Below are 18,212 nucleotides of genomic sequence, written 5' to 3'. Positions count from 1 at the left end.
TCTTTCAGACGGATGCTCGCTCCACGAGGTGGAAAGGGAGCATCTGAACGCTTGGCGGCGCGGGGTCCTCGGCAAGGAGGATCTCCATCGCCTGCCGGCCCATGGCGCGGTGCGGCAGCGCCATGGTGGTCAGCGGCGGATCGAGCCGGGATGCCAGCTCGATCTGGTTGTCGAAACTTGCCACGGCAATGTCGTGGGGAATGCGAACGCCGGCGCGTGCAAGCGCCGCATAGGCCTCCATCGCCACGCGGTCATTGCCGCACAGGATCGCATCGGGCCTGTCGCCGCCAGTCAGCAGCGCCTCGACATGCGCGGCGACGAGACTGGGCGCGCGGTCGCTGTAAAGGGCGCGGCGCACGGCCGGCAGCACGGCAAGCGGGGCCATGCCGGCCTCCGCAAGGGCGCTGCGAAAACCCTTTTCGCGAAGCGTCCCGGCGAGAATGCCAGGCAAGTTGATGAAGGCGATCCGCCGGCGGCCGGCGGCCAGCAGGTAACGGACGATGTCCCGGGCCCCGCCTTCTTCGTCCGGCACAAGCGAGGTGACCCGGCCGGACAGATCCCGGCAATTGATCATCACGCCAACAGCGCCGGCCAGCTTTTCCGAAAGGTCGACCGTCTTGTGATACATGGCGGCATAGGCGATGGCGCGCGGGCGAAACTGCTGCACCTGGTCCAGTTCCACGCCCGTCGTGCTGCCGCTGTGGTTGACCGCAAAGATGGTCATGCCGGCGCTGCGGGCGGCCCCGTCCAGACCGCGCACGATCTCGGTGGCAAAGGGCGAGGTGATGAGGCCGTCGGAGACGACGCCGATCAGCGGCAGCCAGCCCTTGCGCACGCCCCGCGCCGCGAGATTGGTCACGTAGCCCAGCTCGTCGGCGATCGCCTTGATCCTCTGGCGCGTCTCGTCGGACATGCGCCCGGACCCGCCATGCAAGGCGCCCGACACCGTTTTCACGGAGACGCCGGCCTGCGCAGCAATGTCGGACAACGAGACGGACACGCCCATGACCTCCCTTGGGTTATCGTTTACCCATAGGGCGACGCAATGGAGATGTCAAGCACGCCCGCAGATGGTCCGTTTGACGCCGTCACCTGCCCTAAAGGGCGGTCTCCACGGCCAGCGCAGCGGCCAGCAGCGACTCATCCTGATGGGCAAGACCCGACAGCAGGAGCCCGACAGGCATGCCGGCGGCGCCGGTACCGATCGGCAGGGAAACGCCGCACCAGTCGAAGAAGTTGCCGATCAGCGTGTTGCGCAGCGTCTTCGCGTTCATCGCGACGAAGGCATCGTCATCCTCGAGCAAGGGCGCGACGGGGGGCGCCACATGCGGCAGCGTCGGGGAGAGAAAGAGTTCGCCGGGCGCCAAGGCCTGCTCGACCTCGGCGGTGAGGCGCCGGCGGGCGGCGAGCGTCGCGATGTAGTCGGGCATCGAGATTTTTTCTCCGAGCCGCGCCCGGGCGACGACGCGGCGGTCCATGCGCGCGGCCGCGTCACCCGTCAGCCGCGCCTCGTGCAGGGCATAGGCTTCCGCCGTGACCAGTGCGCCGCGCTCGGCCATCAGGGCAAACAGGGCGGAAAATTGCGGGAAGGTCTGACGGCGAACCTTGGCGCCAGCCTTTTCCAACGCGGCGACGGCGGCCTCGAAGCCCTCGATCACCTCCGGCTCCGCCCCGTCGAAGAACACGGTTTCCGGGATGACGAAACGAAGATCGCCGAGCGTGGCCACGGTCATCGCCGGCACTGTTCGGCCCCGCATGGCGGCATCGATCCAGATGGCGTCCTTGACGGTGCGGCAGAGCGGTCCAAGCGAATCGAGGCTCGTTGCCAGCGGGAAGACGCCCGCCATGCTGTAGCGGCCGCGGGTCGCCTTGTAGCCGACCACTCCGTTGAAGGCGGCGGGGATGCGGATCGAGCCGCCGGTATCGGTCCCGATCGCCACCGGCACGAGGCCCGCAGCCACCGCGACGCCCGATCCTGACGACGAGCCGCCCGGCAGGCGGTCGACATCCGTGCTTTTCGGGTTCTTCGGCGTGCCGTAATGCGGGTTGATGCCGAGGCCGGAGAAGGCGAATTCGCTCATGTTGAGACGGCCGACGGAGACCATTCCGGCCGCCGAAAGGGCCGCCACGACATCGGCGTCACGGGCCGCCGGCGGATCGCCCGCGAGCACGATGGAGCCGGCGGTCGTCACCGTCCCCTCCATGTCGAAGAGGTCCTTCCAGGCGATCGGAATGCCGTCGAGCAGGCCGAGCGAGCGGCCGGCCTTGATCCGCTTTGACGCAGCCTCGGCCTCACGATAGGCACGCGCCTCCGTCAGGGCTGTGAAGATCGCCGGATCGCCATGGGCCTCGATGGCAGCAAAGGTTTCTTTCGCGAGCGTGACGGCGTCGAGCGCGCCCGATTGCAGCAGCGCCGAGAGCGAGGCGACCGAACGGCCGCGAATATCGAGGGACATGGGGTCTCCTTCAGCTTCGCCCGACGAGCTGCATCCAGCGGCGGACGAGATAGTTGTGTTCATCCATGGTCGTGTTCCAGACCGCGATGTTGTTGGCCCGCTGCCAGTAGGAGCCGCCGGAGCGCACCGAACCGGTCTTGATGCGGATCGAGCCATCGGGGCCGGGCAGATCGGTGCGGGCCGGCAGGCCGCCATACCAGTAGTCCCACTCCTCGGCCGTCAGGTAGGCGCGGGAGCGTTCGGGGGTGGAGATGTAGTAGCCCTGGCGCGCGACGACGGCGCCCGGCCATCCCGATATCCACCAATTGAGATAATCATAGGCGACATCGAGCATGCGCCCGTCGAGATGGCGCGAGAGGCACAAGCCGCCATGCCAGGCGCGGTAGCCCTCGGCCGGCACGGCCTGCTCGACCGGAACGCCCTGGCCGGAGAGGATGTTGATGCCGGTGGACCACATGCTCTGGATGTCGGTCCTTCCATCCACCATCAGGCGCGCGGCATCTTCTGCCGTGCGCCAGAAGCTGCGGAAGAAGCCGGCCCGCTTGCGCTCCTCGAGGATTTCGATCAGCCGGTCGATCTCGTCCACCGTCATGTTGCCGATGTTGCGAAACGTCATCAGCCCGGCGGCCCGCGCCGCAAGCGCCGCGTCGAAAATGCCGATGGCGGGTTCGTCGACCAGCGCGGCCCTGCCGGACCACTTGTCATCGAGGAGGGCCGCCCAGCTCGCCGTCTCCGCGCCGTTGGTCACCGCATCGGTGCGGTAGGCGAAGCTGTCGAAATTATGCGTCGTCGGCAGCATCGAGATCAGCCCGGTCGGCTGGTCGCCGAGCGCCAGATTGGGCTGCACGAAGAGCTTCTTGACGGGCACGTCGCCCTGGCCAAGCCTTGGATTGGGGCCGATATGGCCGAGCTTCGTCAGCTCGTTCACCTCGTTCCAGAGCGTGATGCGCTTGAGGTCGATCGGCTGCACGGCGCGCCAGTACCAGACGATATCGAGATTGTGGAAGCACTGGTCGTAGATGTCGTAGGTCGCCGGCTCCTGCGCCGCCTTGTGCTGGGTGGTCAGGAAGTCGTTGTTGTCGAAGATCACGGTGATGCCGAGATCGGCTTCGGCCCGCATGCGCAGCTCTTCGAGCAGCGAGATGGCGGTGCCGAGCACGCGCAACGTGGGGCGTCCCCTGGTGTTCAGGGCCGGAGCGGCAAGATCGGGACGGGCATGCTTGTTCATCGCGCGGGGTGACCATCATCGTGGCGGTTGCAAAGTCCTGTCGCCGGCCGGACCCTCACGCGACGGCACTCATCCGGGGAACCATGGCGAAAGCCTCGAAGGAGCGTTTCAACAGATTGCCGTCGAGCCCGTCAACGATAAAGACGATGCGCGAGCGGCGGTCTTCGTCCGGCCAGGCCTGCATGTGGACCGGCGTGTGCACGAGATGCTGCACGCCGTGGATCGCCACCGGCCTCTCCTCGCCGTCAATGTTGAGGATGCCCTTGACGCGGATGACCCGGTCGCCGTGGCGGTTGAGCAGCATGGTCATCCAGAGACCGAAGGCCGTCCAGTCGACGGGCTGATCGACGCTGATCACGATGGAGCGGAAATCGGCACTATGGCCGCCGCCATCGGCATCGATGAGTTGCAGCGGCGCATCGCAATAGAAGCCGGAGGGCGACTGGAGAAGCGCGACGCGCGGCACGGCCTCATCCAGCACCAGACCGGCAAGATCGAGATCGGCATCCGTCGCATCGAAGACCGGAGCGTCGGGGTTGAGGCTCGCAAGACGCGCGGTCAGCGCGTCGAGCGCATCGTCGGCGCACAGATCCCGCTTGGTGATGACGATGCGGTCGGCGATGGCGGCCTGCCGGTTGGATTCCACATAGGTGTCGAGTTGGCGAAGCCCGTTCACCGCATCCACGGTGGTCACGACATTGCCGGGGCGGAAATGATGGCGCAGCACGGGATCGGCCTTGATGGTCGAGAGCACCGGGAAGGGATCGGCAAGGCCGGTGCTTTCCACGACGATGCGCCGGAAGGGCGGGATCTCGCCACGCTCGCGGCGGGCATGCAGGTCGCGGATCGCCTCGGCCAGTTCGCCGCGCACGGTGCAGCACAGGCAGCCGGACTGCAGCAGCACCATGTCCGTATCCAGCTGCTCGACGAGGTGATGATCGAGACCCGCCTCGCCGAACTCATTGATGAGCACGGCGGCGTCGTTGAGCGCCGGATCCTTCAGGAGGCGCGACAGAAGCGTCGTCTTGCCGGAGCCAAGAAAGCCCGTCAGCAGGTTGACGGGGGTGAAATCGGGAATGTCGCGGGCGTCAGCCATGCCGCTGGCGCTCCATGCGCTGAATGATCGCCTCGTCGAGCGGATCGCAGCCGCGCCCGATCATGGCTTCCGCCGCCGGCCAGAGATGGCCGAGATCCTCGACGACCTCCGTCTTGCCGGTACGGGACGAGAGCAGGAACGAGGCGCCCTGCCAGTCGGAGAGTTGCAGGGCAAAGGCGGAGAGAATGGTATTGGCGGCGCTGACGCGGCGCGCGCGTTCGCGGCGGCGATCGACGCGTTCATGGTTGCGCGTGAAGACGCCAGGCCGCGCCACCGCATCGGCCCAATGCTCGTTGCCGCCCAGAATGCCGCAGAGGGAACACATCGTCGGATCACGCCTTTCATGGGCTCGAACCGGGCGGCAGGGACTTGCCCGCCGCCCGGTTCGGTGAGGGGTTACGTGCGCGGGAAGCGCGCGTTGAAGTCGTCGGCGATCTCGTTCATCGTCACGAACTTCACGCCCGGATGCTTGATCATATAGGCATAGAGGCGTTCGAGCATCATCAGAACCTGCGGACGGCCGGCGACATCCGGGTGGATGGTGATCGGGAAGACGGCATAGTCCATTTCGCGATAGACCCAGTCGAACTGGTCGCGCCACATCTGCTCGATGTCGTGCGGATTGACGAAGCCGTGGCTGTTCGGCGCCTTCTTGATGAACATCATCGGCGGCAGGTCGTCGAGATACCAGGAGGCCGGAATTTCGATGAGGTCGGTTTCCGTGCCGCGCTTCAAAGGCACCATCCAGTCCGACGGCTTCTTGGAATAGTCGATCTTGGTCCAGCTGTCGCCGACGCGCACGCGGTAGGGCGTGAAGTCGTTGTGCATCAGCGAGTGATCGTACTTGATGCCGCGTTCGAGCAGCAGCTCGTTGGTGACGTTGGAGAACTCCCACCACGGCGCCACATAGCCGGTCGGGCGCTTGCCCGAGAGCTTGGTGACGAGGTCGATGCACTTGTCGAGGACTTCGGTCTCCTGCTCGCGCGTCATGGCGATCGGATTTTCATGGGTGTAGCCGTGAATGCCGATCTCGTGGCCAGCATCGGCGACCGCCTGCATCTGCTCCGGGAAGGTCTCGATCGAGTGGCCGGGGATGAACCAGGTCGTCTTGATGCCGAAGCGCTCGAAGAGCTTCAGGAGACGCGGGCTGCCGACTTCGCCGGCAAACAGGCCGCGCGAGATATCGTCGGGCGAATCTTCGCCGCCGTAGGAGCCGAGCCAGCCGGCGACGGCATCGACGTCGATGCCGAAACTGCAGAAGATTTCCTTAGCCATGGTGTAAGCCTCCGTTTTTTAAAAGAATGGTCAGGCGGTCGGGATGACCGTCGCTTCCGACGGGTTCCACGACAGCAGGATGTTGGACCCGACGGCGAAACGGCCGGGCTGGTACTTGTCGACATGCGCCTCCAGCGACACCTGCTGGCCGTCGTTCAGCGCCGCGCGCAGATGCGAGACATGGCCCACGACCTCGAAGCCGGTCAGCGTCGCGTCGATGAGATTGCCGTCATACTGGCGGGTGATCGCATCGCGCGCCGCATCCGTTCCGGCATGCACCTCGATCGCTTCGGCCGGCACGACCAGATTGGCCTTGCCACCGCGAACACTGCCGCTGCCCTTGCTGTTCCACAGGCCGGACAGCGTGCCGACGGAGGTTGCGATCCGCGCCACGTCGTCGGTCTGCGTTTCGACCGCGCCCTTGAAGATCGTGTTGCGGCCGATGAACTGCGCCACGAAGGGCGTGTCGGGCCGGGTGTAGAGCTGGTGCGGCGGGCTGATCTGCTCGACGCGGCCCTGGTTCATCACCACGATCCGGTCCGACAGGGCGAGTGCCTCCGACTGGGCGTGGGTGACGAAGATGAAGGTGACGCCGAGCGTCTTCTGCAACAGCTTCAGCTCGTTCTGGATCGCCTTGCGCAGATTGGCGTCGAGCGCGCCGAGCGGCTCGTCCAGCAGCAGGATATCGGGCTCCACGACAAGGCCGCGGGCAAGTGCGATGCGCTGACGCTGGCCGCCGGAGAGCTTTTCGGGCTTGCGCTCGGCGATGTCCTCGAGGCCGAGGGTGGCGATGATGCGGTCGACCTTGGCGTCGCGCTCGGCCTTGGGCATGCCCTTCACGTCGAGGCCGTAGCCGACATTGCGGCGCACTGTCATGTGCGGAAAGAGGGCGTAGTTCTGGAAGATGGTCGAGGTCGGACGATGCTCCGGGCGGATGTCGTTCATCCTGACGCCCTTGATCATCATGTCGCCGGAGGTGATGCTCTCGAAGCCCGCGATCATGCGAAGGGTCGTCGTCTTGCCGCAGCCCGAGGGCCCAAGGAAAGCGATGAACTCGCCCTTGTTGACGGCAAGATCGAAATTGCTGACGGCGGTGGCGCCGTTGTCGTAGACCTTGCCGACATTGATCAGTTCGAGGTCGTAAGTCATGGGAAACACGTCTCCAGGCGGGATGAATGTCCGGGCCAAGCAGGCCTGGCCCGGACAGGTCACGATCAGGCGTTCAGGAATTCGTCCCACTTCTGGATGAGGTGGTCGTATTCATCCGGCCACTGGTGCCAGTAGGCGACGTTCTTGGCGCGCTCTTCCAGCGAGCCGCCATCGCGCAGATCGCCTTCCTTGATGCCGCGCTCCTCGGCGCCGACCCAGGGCTTGCCCTCGTACCAGAAGGCATACTTTTCGGGCGCCATGACGTTCTTGATGTTGGTCGAGGGGGAGTAGTAGCCCTGCTCCGAGACCGTGATGCCCGGCTCGCCCGAGAGCCAGTAGTCGGCATAGGCGATGACGGCCGCCTGGTTCGCGGTCCCGGCGATCATGGCCGGGCCGATCGCCCAGCCGCGATAGCCTTCCTTCGGAACGGCGTATTTGCAGGGCTTGCCCTGCGCCTTGACCGCCATGACGGCCGGCTGCCAGGCGTCGCAGACCACCATTTCGCCGGAGGCCATGAGGTTGACGAGCTCGCCGAAATCGCCCCAGAGCGCCCGGAACTGGCCTTCCTTCTTCTTGGAGATGAGGAAGGCGGCGGCTTCGTCGATTTCCGCCGCCGTCGGATTGCCGGGGTTGGCGACGTTGGAGAGGCCGAGAGAGTTCATGGCCATGATGGCCTGACCGAAGGCGATCAGCGGGTCGGTGTTGAGGCCGGACTTGCCCTTCCACTTGGGATCGAAGATGGCGGCCCAGGTGTTGGCCTCTTCGGCGGTGACAACATCCGGGTTGTAGCCGATGGAATCGTAGTTGTAGACGGCCGGCACCATGTTCAGCATGGTCTTGGCATCGTCCGCCCAGATCTGCCCGGTGATCTGCGCCTTGGCGTCCCACTTGTCGGAGGGCGTCGTGAAGGTGTCGCGGATGTTGGCCCAGTTCTTCAGCGAAGCCGCCGGGATCGTCTCGACATTATTGGTCATGACGATGGCCGGCAGGCGCTCGGCGATAATCTCCCAGCAGTCGTAATCCTTGGAGCCCGACAGGATCTTGGTCTGCGCGTCCGGGAAGGTCGCGGCTGTGCCGGAAGTGGTGCCGACGCCGGAGGCCTTCTTGAACTGCTCGAGAATGCGTTCCTGCACGGTGACCGACAGGCCGATGGTGCGCAGCTGCTCAGCCGCGAGGTCGGCAGCCTGCGCATAGGCCTTGCGCGAGGACAGGAACGGCGTGCCGGCGCCCATGGCCAGCGCCATGACGCCCGCCGAACGCTTCAGAAGCGAGCGGCGATTGATTTCGAAAGTCGACATGATCTTCTCTCCGTTTCTTTGTGGTTCCCCGAAGCCGAAGGCGTCGCCTCGGCTCCATTCGTCGTCATGCATGCCGCCGCGAGCCCCAGCGCCGCGGCGGATATCGTGTTCAGTAGCGGCCCACGAGCAGGCCCCCGTCCACGACCAGCACCTGGCCGGTCATGTATCTCGCGCCGGTCGACGCCAGAAATGCGATGACATCCGCAATGTCCTCGGGCGTGCCGAGGCGACCCATCGGGATGAAGGCCGCGGCCTTTTCGGCGCCCTCCGGCCCCAGCGAGTTTTCCTCCGACAGGAGCTGCGCGGTGCGGATGTAGCCGGGCGCAACGCCGTTAACGCGCACGCCGTCCGCCGCCAGCTCCACGGCAAGGCCCCGAACGAGCCCGACCACGCCGGACTTGGCGGCCGAGTAATGCACATGCTCGTCCCAGCCATAGGCGACGCCCATGATGGAGGAGAGGGCGATGATCGATCCGCTCTTGCGGGCCCGCATGGAGGGCGCCGCGGCGCGCGCGAGGCGGAAGATGCCCTTAAGGTCGATGTCGAAGGTCAGGTCCCACTTCTCGTCGGTGAGGTCGGCAAGCCTGGTGCGGTGGGCGATGCCGGCATTGGCGACGATGACGTCGATCTTCCCGTGACGGGTAAGGATGTCGGCGACGAGCCGTTCGGTCGTTTCGGTCGAGCGCACGTCGTAGGGCTGGAACTCGGCCGACCCACCAGCGTCGACGATCGCGGCCGCGACGGCAGCGCCCTCCGCCTCGAGAACGTCGGTAACGACGACATGGTCGCCGGCTGCCGCGAAGGCCTTGGCGGTCGCGGCCCCGATGCCGATCCCGGCTCCGGTGACGATGACGACGCGCTGTTCGGCTGCACTCATGGTCTTCATCCTTCCTTACAGCATCACATCGCCGGAATTCGGCCCGAGGGTCTGTCCGACGAAAAGGGAGGCCTCGTCCGAGGCCAGGAACGCGACGGTGGCGGCGACTTCCGACGGCTCGCCGAAGCGGCCGAGCGGCAGCTCCGCCTTCTTGGCCGCGCGCCAGTCTTCCGACAGATCCATCACGAGCGGTGTGTTGATCGGTCCCGGCGCGACCGCATTGACGCGCACGCCGCGGGCCGAAACCTCGCGGGCGAGCGCCTTGGTCATGCCGATGATCGCCGCCTTGGCGCCGGAGTAGTGAACGAGTTCGACGCCGCCGATCTGGCCAAGCTGCGAGGCGACGTTGACGATGACGCCCTTGCCGGCAGCGAGCATGGCGGGCAGCACGGCTCGGCTCATCAGGAAGGTGCCGCGCACATGGACGCGGAACATCCGGTCGAAATCGGCGACCTCAAGGTTTTCGAACAGCGACTGGTGCGCGATCCCGGCATTGTTGACGAGAAGGGCAACCGCGCCGAAGGCAGCGACCGCCTCGGCGTGCAGACGCGCCGCATCTGCCTCATCCCCGACATCGCCGGCGCCGGAGGCAGCAACGCCACCGGCCGCGCGGATCTCCGAGGCGACCGTCTCGGCCCGCTCGGCCGAGAGATCGTTGACGAAGACGGCATAGCCATCGGCGGCGAGCCGGATCGCGATGGCGCGGCCGATGCCGGAGCCGGCACCCGTGACGAGAGCGCAAGGACCGGGCATTACGCGTCCTCCTGAACGAGCACACGGCGGGCTCGGCGCACCGAGAGCGACATGAGCACGGCATAGGTGCCGAGCAGCGCGAAGGAGAACAGCGTTGTCAGCACGCCGAAGGCAAAGACGTTCGGATGCACTTCCACCGAGAAGGTGCCGTAGATGGCGAGCGGCAGCGTCAGATCCCGGCCGGACGCAAAGAGCGTACGGGAAAACTCGTCATAGGAGAGCGTGAAGGCGAACAGCATGGCCGACAGCACCCCGGGGAAGATCAGCGGGAACGTGATCTTGCGGAAGGTGCGGGCCGGCGTGACGCCGAGCGACCAGGCGGCTTCCTCGACGGACGGGTCGAAGCGGTTGAAGATGGCAAGCATGACCAGGAAGGCGAAGGGATAGGTGTAGACCACGTGCAGGACGAAGGTCGTGCCCCACCAGTGCCGGTCGATGCCGAGCGTGTTGGCAACGAGCGCCATGCCGAGGCCGACGAGCACGCCGGGCACCATCATGCCGAGCACGATGAGATAGAAGACCACGCCCGAGCCCTTGAAGCGGGTGCGGAAGGCCTGGGCCGAGGTGACGCCGAGCACGGTGGAGACGATCATGGTCATCACCGCCAGCACGAGCGAGCGCACCAGACCCTCCTCGATCGGCAGCGGCGCGATGCGCGAGGGCGGCGTCAGGCCGAAGAGATGCTTGTACCAGTAGGTCGACCATTCGATGATCGGGAACTGCGGTCCGCCTTCCGGCCCCGTCTGGAAGGACAGGATGGCGAGCACGACGAGCGGGCCGTAGAGGAAGACGAGGAAAAGGGTCGTGTAGAAGGCGAGCCCGAGTTTGATGCCATTGGCGTTCATGGTTCAGAGCTCCTTCCTGAGATCGACGACACGCAGCAGGACGGCGACCACCGCGCCCATGAGAATGGTCAGCACCACGCCGGCGACCGCTGCGAAGGCCCATTTCAGCGAGCCCACCTGGGTGACGATGATGTTGCCGAGAAGATTGACCTTGCGGCCGGACAGCGCGGCGGAGGTGGCGAATTCGCCGAGCACCATGACGGAGACGAAGATGGCGCCGACCACCACGCCCGGCATGGAGAGCGGCAGGATGATGGTGCGGAAGATGCGCCAGAAGCCGGCGCCGAGATCCTGCGCCGCCTCGATGATCGAGGGATCGATACGGCCCAGCATGAAGGCGATGGGGCCGACCATGAAGACGCAATAGATCTGCGTCATGCCGATGATGACGGAGAGGTCGGAGAAGAGCAGCACCTCGATCGGCTGGCTGACGATGCCGAGCTTCATCAGGATGAGGTTGATCGCGCCTTCCTTGCCGAGCATCGGCCGCCAAGCCAGAACGCGGATGAGGAAGGAGGTCCAGAAGGGAATGACGCAGAGCACCAGAAGCACGGTCTGCAGCGTCTTGTTCTTGACGAAGAGACCGACGAAGAGCGCGGCGGGATAGCCAACGAGGAGGGTCGTGGCGAGCACGATCAGCCAGATGCGGATCGTCGTCCAGAGCGCGCCGAGATAGGTGTCGCTGGAGAAGAAGGTGATCCAGCTCTGCAGCGTCAGCGTCGGTTCGATCTTGAAGGTCGTCTGCGTCCAGAAGGAGACATAGACCATCATGGCGATGGGCAGCACGAGGAAGAGCGTCATCCACAGCACGCCGGGCGCGACCAGCCAGAGATTGCCGGCGCGGGCCTTGGGCAAGGTGACGGCGGCCGGCGCCGTATCGTCGACGAGGTGGGGCATGGTCATGGTGCGGATCTCCGGATGCGGATCGCCGGTCGGGCAGAAGAGGGGCGGAGGCGAAGGGCGGCGCGGCGGGCTGCGGGTGCGTCAGGCATAGACAAGCGCGTCCTCCTTCTTCCAGGCAAGGCGATAGGCCGCCTGCGGCTCGAAGGTGGATGGGGCCGCGTGGCTCAGATGCTGCTCGACCTCGAAGATGCTGCCATCGGCCAGGGTAAAGAAGGCATTGACGGCCGAGCCCGTGTATTCGCTGGCGATGAACGTGCCGTCGATGCCCGTTTCGCCGTCGGCAAGGGCTGCGTCCTTTGCCCGGATCGAGACGCGGTCGTAGCGGATCGCGTAGGTGGGGTTCGCCGCCGTCTGGCGCAGGCCGCCAAGCCCGAGTGTACCAACTGATGACACGAAGCTTTCGCCGGACACCTGACCCGGCAAGAGATTGTAGCAGTTGAGAAAGCGGGCGACGGCCGGCGAGGAGGGACGGTTATAGATCGTGTCGGCATCGCCCTGCTGGGCGATGCGGGCCCGGTCGAGCACGAGAACGGTGTCGCCCATGGCCAGCGCTTCCGTCTCGCTGCCGGTCACGTGCAGGAAGGTCACCCCGCAGCGCTCGCGAATGCTGCGCAGTTCGGACCGCATGCGGGTGCGCAGGTTCGCATCGAGCGCGCCGAGCGGCTCGTCGAGCAGCACCATCTTCGGCTCGGTGACCAGCGTGCGGGCGAGCGCCACGCGCTGCTTCTGACCGCCCGAGATCTGGCTGACGCCGCGGTCCTCGAGGCCGGTGAGGCCCACGAGCGCGATCATGTCCTTGACCTTGCGACGAACCACCTCGCCATCGGTTACCGGATCGATGGCACGATTGGTAAGACCGAAGGCAATGTTCTGCTCGACGGACAGATGCGGGAAGAGCGCGAAATTCTGGAAAACGAAGCCGATGCCGCGCTGGTGGGGCGGCAGCGCGTCGATGCGCGCGCCCTGGAACCGGATTTCACCGGCTTCCGGCTGCTCGAAACCGGCGATGACGCGCAGCAGCGTTGTCTTGCCGGAGCCGCTCGGGCCGAGCAGCGAAATGTAGGAATTGTCGGGCAAGGACAGGCTGACGCCGTCCAGCGCACGGCTATCACCGTACTGTTTCACGACGTTTCGGAGGTGGAGCACAGCCGTCACTGAAATCCCTGCCATCTTTCTTCGCGACGGCGGATTCCGGGCACGGCTCTCCCGCGACGGGCGATGGTGTCGCCCGACCTCGTGAATAGCCGGCATCGTTCACGCTGAAGGCTTCAGCGCGCCGGAAATGCCGTCCGAGATTGTCTCAAAAATGCTGTCTGTCTGTTCCCGCGCTTCTCAGTGGCGCTGAAATAACCATGGCATAAATGATTTTTGCATTCAATAGACTTTTTTATGAAATGCATTTTTGTGCGGAACGTCTGCCGATCAGGCGCTTGAGGGATGACACGCCGCGGTCCGCGACCCGACCGGCGCGCAGCACACAATGCGTCAAAATGGCCGTCTTCATGTTATTTTATAACAGTTGAACGTCCCTTTATGGTTGAAAGCCCTCACATTTACCGCTGATACCCGTCGGAAAAGTTGAAACATCGCTTGTGTCTGCCCATCAATAGCCCTCGACAAAAAACCAAAACTGACAGACTATTGTATGCAATAATCATTTTTAGATCGATCTAGGAGGCGCATGGCAAATTGTCTAAAAGAAGCACACCGCCACCTCCTTCCGCGGGGAAAGATCGCGCCCATGGCCGACAGCATGATCGAAAGCCAGACCGGACAGAACACGCGGCGACGTTATGAGATCGCCGAGGAGGTTCTGCGCCGGAACATTTTCGAAGGCGTGCTGCCGCCCGGCCTCGTGCTGCTGGAGGGGCCGATCGCCGATATTCTCCAGACCTCCCGGGCGCCCATACAGCGCGCGCTGCAAGCCCTGGAAGCCGACGGTCTCGTCCATCGCTTCAAGGGACGCGGTTATCTGGTCGGGCCGCCGGGCGCCGGGATCGAGCCTGACCGCACCGACATCAAGAGCCTCGGCCTCACTATTCCCGAGCACGCCGACGAGGCGTTGCAAAGCCGTTCCTCCTGGGAGCGCATCTACAATACGGTGGAGCGCGACGTGGCCGGCTGCGTCGTCTTCGGGCAATACCGCATCATCGAGATCGAACTTGCCAATCACTTCAAGGTCAGCCGCACCATCGTGCGCGATATCCTGACGCGCCTGCGCGAGCGGGGGCTGGTGCGCAAGAACCAGAGCTCGCACTGGATCGCAGGGCCCCTGACGGCGCAGACGATCAAGGAGCATTTCGTGCTGCGCCGCATGCTCGAACCGCAGGCCTTGCAGACCGGGGCGAACGATATCGATCGCGAGGCGCTGACTGCCCTCTTCGACCGGCTGGTGGCGCTGGAGGCCCGCGACGTCCCCGATTACCTCGACGACCTCGAGGACATCCAGGCCCGGTTCATCGAGACCTGCGTTCTCGCCACGCCGAACGAAAAGCTCCAGGACCTCATCCGCAACAATCTCCTGCCGATGACGGCCACGGACCGTCTGCTGCGCCGGCTCGGCCTTCCCGGCGACCCCATGGTCATCACCGAGTTGAGACTCGTCGTGGAACTCCTGATGCGCGGCGCCCCTTGCGCGGCCGCCGCCATGCTCGAAACCCATCTCGACGCCGCCGTGAACCGGACGATCGCCCAGATGAAGATCGTCGCGATCATTCCCGGCCCCGGAGAGACCGCCGACTACCTCACCCGCGTTCAGGAGTGAGCGGAAGCGGGGAGGGGAAATTCTGCTGGTCTGCATCACGATCTCCTTTCTCCCGCTCCGGTTTCCTGTCAGGCGAGCGACGCCCGCATGCGGTCGATCAGCGCCTTGCGCTCAGCCCGCGCGGCCAGCGCCTCGTCCATCGTCACCTTGACGAAGCGGGCCGGCTTGTGGGGCTGCAACTGGCCGATCAGGTCCATGTCGGCCGAGATCACCGTGCCGACCATGAAGTAGCCGCCGCCCGACACCGCATCGCGATGCAGGATGATCGGCTCCGTGCCGCCGGGAATCTGGATCGATCCGTAGGGGTAGCAGCTGTCCACGATGTTGGACGGGTCTGACCCGGCGCCGAAGGGCTGCTGGCGATCGACAAAGCTCATCTTGCGGCCGCCGCGGAAGCGGTAGCCCATGCGGTCCGCCTCCGGCGCCACCTTCCACTCATCGGCAAAGAAGCCGTCCTTGGCCTCCTCCGTCAGGCGGTCCCAGTAAAGGCCGGGCAGCACGCGCAGTTCCGCCGGGCTTCCGGGACCCCGCCGGAACTCCTCCGCCACGCTGCGACCCGCAACGGCGCCCGTGCTCGCGCCGACCGGCAATTCGTCCCCTGCCGCGAGCGGCCGGCCCTTGTAGCCGCCGAGCGCGCCGATAGCATAGGTCGAGCGGCTGCCGAGCGCTTCGGGCACATCGATGCCGCCGGAGACGGCGATGTAGATGCGCGCGCCCGACTTCAGGAAATCGAAGCTGAGTTCCTGGCCGGCCTTCACCTCAAAGGCGGTCCAGCCGGGCTGCACGACGCCGTCCACCTTGGGCGGCATGTCAGCGCCCGTGACGGCAACGACGGCGTCCTCGGTAAAGAGCAGTTTCGGCCCCATGAAGACGGCCTCGAGGCCGGCCGCGCCCTCGTCATTGCCGACGAGAAGATTTGCCGCGCGCAAGGCGAGCCGGTCCATGGCCCCGCCCATGGGAATGCCGAGGTGGAAATAGCCGGGGCGGCCGAGGTCCTGGACACTCGTCGCCAGACCGTGATGCAGGACTTTAATGGCCATTGATCATGCCCTCCAGCCTGGCGTTGTAGCCGTCGATATCCTTGCTGAATTCCCGAAGATCGAAATTGACCTCGCGGATCGGCGGTGCAAAGCGCCCCTTGTCCACATCCTCGACGGCCTGGTCATAGGCATCGCGGCCGATCGGCTTGAACTTGACGATGTCGCCGGGGCGGAAGAACACCATGAAGTCGCGCAAGTAGCTCGTGGTCTGGGTCGGATCGAAGATCGGCATGGGTGTGATGCCGAACATCTGGTAGCCGCCGGCGCCGCGCACCGAATAGATGCAGCCGAAGCACCCACCGTGACCGACCGTCAGCTTCGGCGTATCGGTGCGCGGGCGCAGATATTTCGGCACTTCGATCTGCCGCTGCCGCTCCACCATCTGGTACATGAAGGGCAGGCCGGCGACGAAGCCGACCATGGAGACGAACCAGGGCGAACCCGAATGGGCGGCCACGAAATCATCGACCGAACCGAAGTCGTTGATGCGGGCGGCGTAGTCGAGATCGGTGCCGGTCGGATCCTGATGCCGCTCGCGAAAACGCATCAGCGTCTCATGCGTCCAGGGATCGTTATAGTAGACGGGGATCTCGACGATGCGGGTCTTGATGACCGGTTCGGCCTTCTCGGCGGCGCCCTCGATGGAGCGGACCTCGGCCAGCACGTCGTCGGGCTTGATGATGTCGGGGTCGAACTTGATCTGGAACGAGGCGTTGGCCGGGCAGATCTCGGTCACGCCCTTGATGCCGCTTTCCCTGACGCCTTTCGCCATCGACAGACTCTTGAAGAAGGCATCGAGCGACATTTCATCGCTGCATTCCACGAAGAGGTGCTCGTCCCCTCCGAACGAATATCGGACACTCATGCGCTCTGTCCCTCCGTTTCAACGCCGCTCAGGGCGGCAATCCTGGCTTCGCCCTCCGCCGCAAGCCACGGCTCGAGGAAGCGGGTGTGAAAGTCTGCGCGCTGCACGGCGTCATCGCCGGCGAGCGCAAGGTGCAGGGGAATGGTGGTGCTGACGCCGCCGATCACCAGCGCGGTGAGCGCCTCTTCCAGCTTCGCGATGCAGACCGCCCGATCCCCCGCATGCACGATCAGCTTGCCGAGCAGCGAGTCGTAGAAGGGCGGGATGGTGTAGCCCTCGTAGAGCATCGTATCGAAGCGGATGCCAGCCGCTTCCGGCACGTCGAGCCTTGCCACCGTGCCCGGCGCCGGCTGGAAGCCGCGGGCCGGATCCTCGGCATTGATGCGGCACTCGATGGCGTGGCCGGTGATGCGGATATCCTCCTGCCGCACCGAAAGCGTTTCGCCGCCCGCCACCCGGATCATCTCCTGCACCAGATCGATGCCGGTGATCATCTCGGTCACGGGGTGCTCCACCTGGATGCGGGTGTTGACCTCGATGAAGTAGAAGGCCCCGGCCTCCTCGTCATAGAGATACTCGACCGTGCCGGCGCCGCGATACTTCACCTCCCGGGCGAGCGCCACGGCGCTGTCGCACAGGCGGGCGCGGATATCGGCGGGCAGGCCGACGGCCGGCGCCTCTTCCCAGACCTTCTGGCGGCGGCGCTGCAAAGAGCATTCCCGCTCGAAGCAGTGGACCACATTCTTGCCGTCGCCGAGGATCTGCACCTCGACATGGCGCGCCCTGGTGATGACCTTTTCCATGTAGAGGCCACCGTCGCCGAAGGCGGCTGCCGCTTCCGCCGAAGCTTGCGGGAACTGGCGATCCAGCTCTTCCATGCTCTCGACGATGCGGATGCCGCGCCCGCCGCCACCGGCCGCCGCCTTGATCATCACCGGAAAGCCGGTTTCGCCGGCGATCCGGCGTGCCTCGGCGATGTCGTCGATGCGGCCGGCGCTGCCCGGCACGGTCGGTACGCCGGCCTTGGCAGCAACCGCGCGGGCGGCGACCTTGTCGCCGAGAAGGCGGATCGCATCGCCGGAGGGGCCGATGAAGATCAGGCCGGCGGCTTCGACCGCATCGGCGAACTCACCGTTCTCAGACAGGAAGCCATAGCCCGGATGCACGGCATCGACCCCGGCGGCCTTTGCAGCAGCGATGACCGCCTCGATGTTGAGATAGCTTTTCTTCGCGGCCGGCGGGCCAATGTTGACCGCTTCGTCGGCGAGGCGCACCGCCAGCATGTCGGCATCGGCCGCGCTGTAGACCTGCACGGTGCGGATCCCCAGCGCCTTGGCGGCCCGGATGATGCGGACGGCGATCTCGCCCCTGTTCGCGACCAGCAGACTGCGGATGGTCATGCCTCGACCTCGGCAATCACCTGTCCCGCCATGACCGGCTCTTCATTGTCGACGAGGAAGCGGATCTTCGCGCCGGCAACGCCGGCCGGTACTTCCTGGAAGGTCTTCATCACCTCGATCAGGCCGATCGTGTCGGTTTCCGCAACGGCATCGCCATCGGCCTTGAAGGGCGGCGTCTCCGGCGAGGAGGCCCGGTAGAAGGTGCCCGGCAAAGGCGACTTGATCTCGATCGTGCTCATGATGGTCTCCGCTCTCTTTTGGTG

General features: G+C 65.3%; 18 protein-coding genes. 1 reads left to right on the top strand and 17 read right to left on the bottom strand.

Annotation, left to right across the window (positions count from 1 at the left end):
* Positions 1-4: 4 nt before the first annotated feature.
* The 13 genes from F3H41_RS19155 to F3H41_RS19095 all read right to left on the bottom strand — a co-directional run bounded on the left by F3H41_RS19155 (position 5) and on the right by F3H41_RS19095 (position 13,050).
* Complete coding sequence (locus F3H41_RS19155) at positions 5-1,006, bottom strand: LacI family DNA-binding transcriptional regulator (RefSeq protein ID WP_149740295.1); 1,002 nt, start codon at positions 1,004-1,006, stop codon at positions 5-7.
* 91 nt (positions 1,007-1,097) lie between these two features.
* Positions 1,098-2,456 carry an amidase gene (locus tag F3H41_RS19150; RefSeq protein ID WP_149740294.1) on the bottom strand — a complete coding sequence of 453 codons (1,359 nt, stop codon included), beginning with the start codon at positions 2,454-2,456 and terminating at the stop codon, positions 1,098-1,100.
* Positions 2,457-2,466: 10 nt separating this feature from the next.
* Complete coding sequence (locus F3H41_RS19145) at positions 2,467-3,684, bottom strand: extracellular solute-binding protein (RefSeq protein ID WP_149740293.1); 1,218 nt, start codon at positions 3,682-3,684, stop codon at positions 2,467-2,469.
* Positions 3,685-3,739: 55 nt separating this feature from the next.
* Complete coding sequence (locus tag F3H41_RS19140; protein WP_149740292.1) at positions 3,740-4,780, bottom strand: GTP-binding protein; 1,041 nt, start codon at positions 4,778-4,780, stop codon at positions 3,740-3,742.
* On the bottom strand, positions 4,773-5,105 hold the full coding sequence (locus F3H41_RS19135) for a hypothetical protein (RefSeq protein WP_149740291.1): 333 nt from the start codon (positions 5,103-5,105) through the stop codon (positions 4,773-4,775). The genes F3H41_RS19140 and F3H41_RS19135 overlap by 8 nt, the downstream gene beginning before the upstream one ends.
* Before the next feature lie 71 nt (positions 5,106-5,176).
* Positions 5,177-6,055 carry a polysaccharide deacetylase gene (locus F3H41_RS19130; RefSeq protein ID WP_149740290.1) on the bottom strand — a complete coding sequence of 293 codons (879 nt, stop codon included), beginning with the start codon at positions 6,053-6,055 and terminating at the stop codon, positions 5,177-5,179.
* A gap of 30 nt (positions 6,056-6,085) precedes the next feature.
* Positions 6,086-7,204 carry an ABC transporter ATP-binding protein gene (locus F3H41_RS19125; protein ID WP_149740289.1) on the bottom strand — a complete coding sequence of 373 codons (1,119 nt, stop codon included), beginning with the start codon at positions 7,202-7,204 and terminating at the stop codon, positions 6,086-6,088.
* Between the two features lie 65 nt (positions 7,205-7,269).
* A complete protein-coding gene (locus tag F3H41_RS19120) occupies positions 7,270-8,502 on the bottom strand; it encodes an extracellular solute-binding protein (protein WP_149740288.1) in 1,233 nt (410 codons plus the stop codon).
* Between the two features lie 109 nt (positions 8,503-8,611).
* Positions 8,612-9,379, bottom strand: coding sequence for an SDR family NAD(P)-dependent oxidoreductase (locus tag F3H41_RS19115; protein WP_149740287.1), 768 nt, complete (start codon positions 9,377-9,379; stop codon positions 8,612-8,614).
* Positions 9,380-9,394: 15 nt separating this feature from the next.
* Entirely contained in the window at positions 9,395-10,132 is a 738-nt protein-coding gene (locus F3H41_RS19110) for a glucose 1-dehydrogenase (protein WP_149740286.1), read from the bottom strand.
* Complete coding sequence (locus F3H41_RS19105) at positions 10,132-10,977, bottom strand: ABC transporter permease (RefSeq protein WP_149740285.1); 846 nt, start codon at positions 10,975-10,977, stop codon at positions 10,132-10,134. Before F3H41_RS19105 ends, F3H41_RS19110 begins: the two co-directional genes overlap by 1 nt.
* A 3-nt stretch (positions 10,978-10,980) precedes the next feature.
* The gene (locus F3H41_RS19100) at positions 10,981-11,880 is read right to left on the bottom strand and encodes an ABC transporter permease (protein WP_244616278.1); all 900 of its coding nucleotides are present in this window, start codon (positions 11,878-11,880) and stop codon (positions 10,981-10,983) included.
* Positions 11,881-11,961: 81 nt separating this feature from the next.
* Positions 11,962-13,050 (bottom strand): ABC transporter ATP-binding protein, encoded by a 1,089-nt coding sequence (locus F3H41_RS19095; RefSeq protein WP_188129542.1) that lies wholly within the window; start codon positions 13,048-13,050, stop codon positions 11,962-11,964.
* Between the two features lie 571 nt (positions 13,051-13,621).
* Between F3H41_RS19095 and F3H41_RS19090 the strand changes: the two genes are divergently transcribed.
* Positions 13,622-14,644 (top strand): GntR family transcriptional regulator, encoded by a 1,023-nt coding sequence (locus tag F3H41_RS19090; RefSeq protein WP_244616277.1) that lies wholly within the window; start codon positions 13,622-13,624, stop codon positions 14,642-14,644.
* Between the two features lie 68 nt (positions 14,645-14,712).
* Here F3H41_RS19090 and F3H41_RS19085 read toward each other — a convergent pair whose 3' ends face one another.
* From F3H41_RS19085 to F3H41_RS19070, 4 genes are read right to left on the bottom strand one after another with little or no spacing between them, the layout of a single operon-like run.
* Positions 14,713-15,684: a biotin-dependent carboxyltransferase family protein gene (locus F3H41_RS19085; RefSeq protein ID WP_149740284.1), complete on the bottom strand. Its 972-nt coding sequence runs from the start codon at positions 15,682-15,684 to the stop codon at positions 14,713-14,715.
* A complete protein-coding gene (locus F3H41_RS19080) occupies positions 15,674-16,549 on the bottom strand; it encodes an allophanate hydrolase subunit 1 (RefSeq protein WP_149740283.1) in 876 nt (291 codons plus the stop codon). Before F3H41_RS19080 ends, F3H41_RS19085 begins: the two co-directional genes overlap by 11 nt.
* Positions 16,546-17,949: an acetyl-CoA carboxylase biotin carboxylase subunit gene (locus F3H41_RS19075; protein WP_149740282.1), complete on the bottom strand. Its 1,404-nt coding sequence runs from the start codon at positions 17,947-17,949 to the stop codon at positions 16,546-16,548. The genes F3H41_RS19080 and F3H41_RS19075 overlap by 4 nt, the downstream gene beginning before the upstream one ends.
* Entirely contained in the window at positions 17,946-18,188 is a 243-nt protein-coding gene (locus F3H41_RS19070; protein ID WP_149740281.1) for an acetyl-CoA carboxylase, read from the bottom strand. The genes F3H41_RS19075 and F3H41_RS19070 overlap by 4 nt, the downstream gene beginning before the upstream one ends.
* Between the last annotated feature and the right edge of the window lie 24 nt (positions 18,189-18,212).

Source organism: Rhizobium sp. RU20A (assembly GCF_900155885.1).
Taxonomy (GTDB): domain Bacteria; phylum Pseudomonadota; class Alphaproteobacteria; order Rhizobiales; family Rhizobiaceae; genus RU20A.
This window is presented reverse-complemented; position numbering and strand designations above follow the sequence as displayed.

Coding starts and splice junctions, on each gene's coding strand:
- F3H41_RS19155 (WP_149740295.1), bottom strand. CDS start 1,006: ATGGGCGTGTCCGTCTCGTTGTCCGACATTGCTGCGCAGGCCGGCGTC.
- F3H41_RS19150 (WP_149740294.1), bottom strand. CDS start 2,456: ATGTCCCTCGATATTCGCGGCCGTTCGGTCGCCTCGCTCTCGGCGCTG.
- F3H41_RS19145 (WP_149740293.1), bottom strand. CDS start 3,684: ATGAACAAGCATGCCCGTCCCGATCTTGCCGCTCCGGCCCTGAACACC.
- F3H41_RS19140 (WP_149740292.1), bottom strand. CDS start 4,780: ATGGCTGACGCCCGCGACATTCCCGATTTCACCCCCGTCAACCTGCTG.
- F3H41_RS19135 (WP_149740291.1), bottom strand. CDS start 5,105: ATGTGTTCCCTCTGCGGCATTCTGGGCGGCAACGAGCATTGGGCCGAT.
- F3H41_RS19130 (WP_149740290.1), bottom strand. CDS start 6,055: ATGGCTAAGGAAATCTTCTGCAGTTTCGGCATCGACGTCGATGCCGTC.
- F3H41_RS19125 (WP_149740289.1), bottom strand. CDS start 7,204: ATGACTTACGACCTCGAACTGATCAATGTCGGCAAGGTCTACGACAAC.
- F3H41_RS19120 (WP_149740288.1), bottom strand. CDS start 8,502: ATGTCGACTTTCGAAATCAATCGCCGCTCGCTTCTGAAGCGTTCGGCG.
- F3H41_RS19115 (WP_149740287.1), bottom strand. CDS start 9,379: ATGAGTGCAGCCGAACAGCGCGTCGTCATCGTCACCGGAGCCGGGATC.
- F3H41_RS19110 (WP_149740286.1), bottom strand. CDS start 10,132: ATGCCCGGTCCTTGCGCTCTCGTCACGGGTGCCGGCTCCGGCATCGGC.
- F3H41_RS19105 (WP_149740285.1), bottom strand. CDS start 10,977: ATGAACGCCAATGGCATCAAACTCGGGCTCGCCTTCTACACGACCCTT.
- F3H41_RS19100 (WP_244616278.1), bottom strand. CDS start 11,880: ATGACCATGCCCCACCTCGTCGACGATACGGCGCCGGCCGCCGTCACC.
- F3H41_RS19095 (WP_188129542.1), bottom strand. CDS start 13,050: ATGGCAGGGATTTCAGTGACGGCTGTGCTCCACCTCCGAAACGTCGTG.
- F3H41_RS19090 (WP_244616277.1), top strand. CDS start 13,622: ATGGCCGACAGCATGATCGAAAGCCAGACCGGACAGAACACGCGGCGA.
- F3H41_RS19085 (WP_149740284.1), bottom strand. CDS start 15,684: ATGGCCATTAAAGTCCTGCATCACGGTCTGGCGACGAGTGTCCAGGAC.
- F3H41_RS19080 (WP_149740283.1), bottom strand. CDS start 16,549: ATGAGTGTCCGATATTCGTTCGGAGGGGACGAGCACCTCTTCGTGGAA.
- F3H41_RS19075 (WP_149740282.1), bottom strand. CDS start 17,949: ATGACCATCCGCAGTCTGCTGGTCGCGAACAGGGGCGAGATCGCCGTC.
- F3H41_RS19070 (WP_149740281.1), bottom strand. CDS start 18,188: ATGAGCACGATCGAGATCAAGTCGCCTTTGCCGGGCACCTTCTACCGG.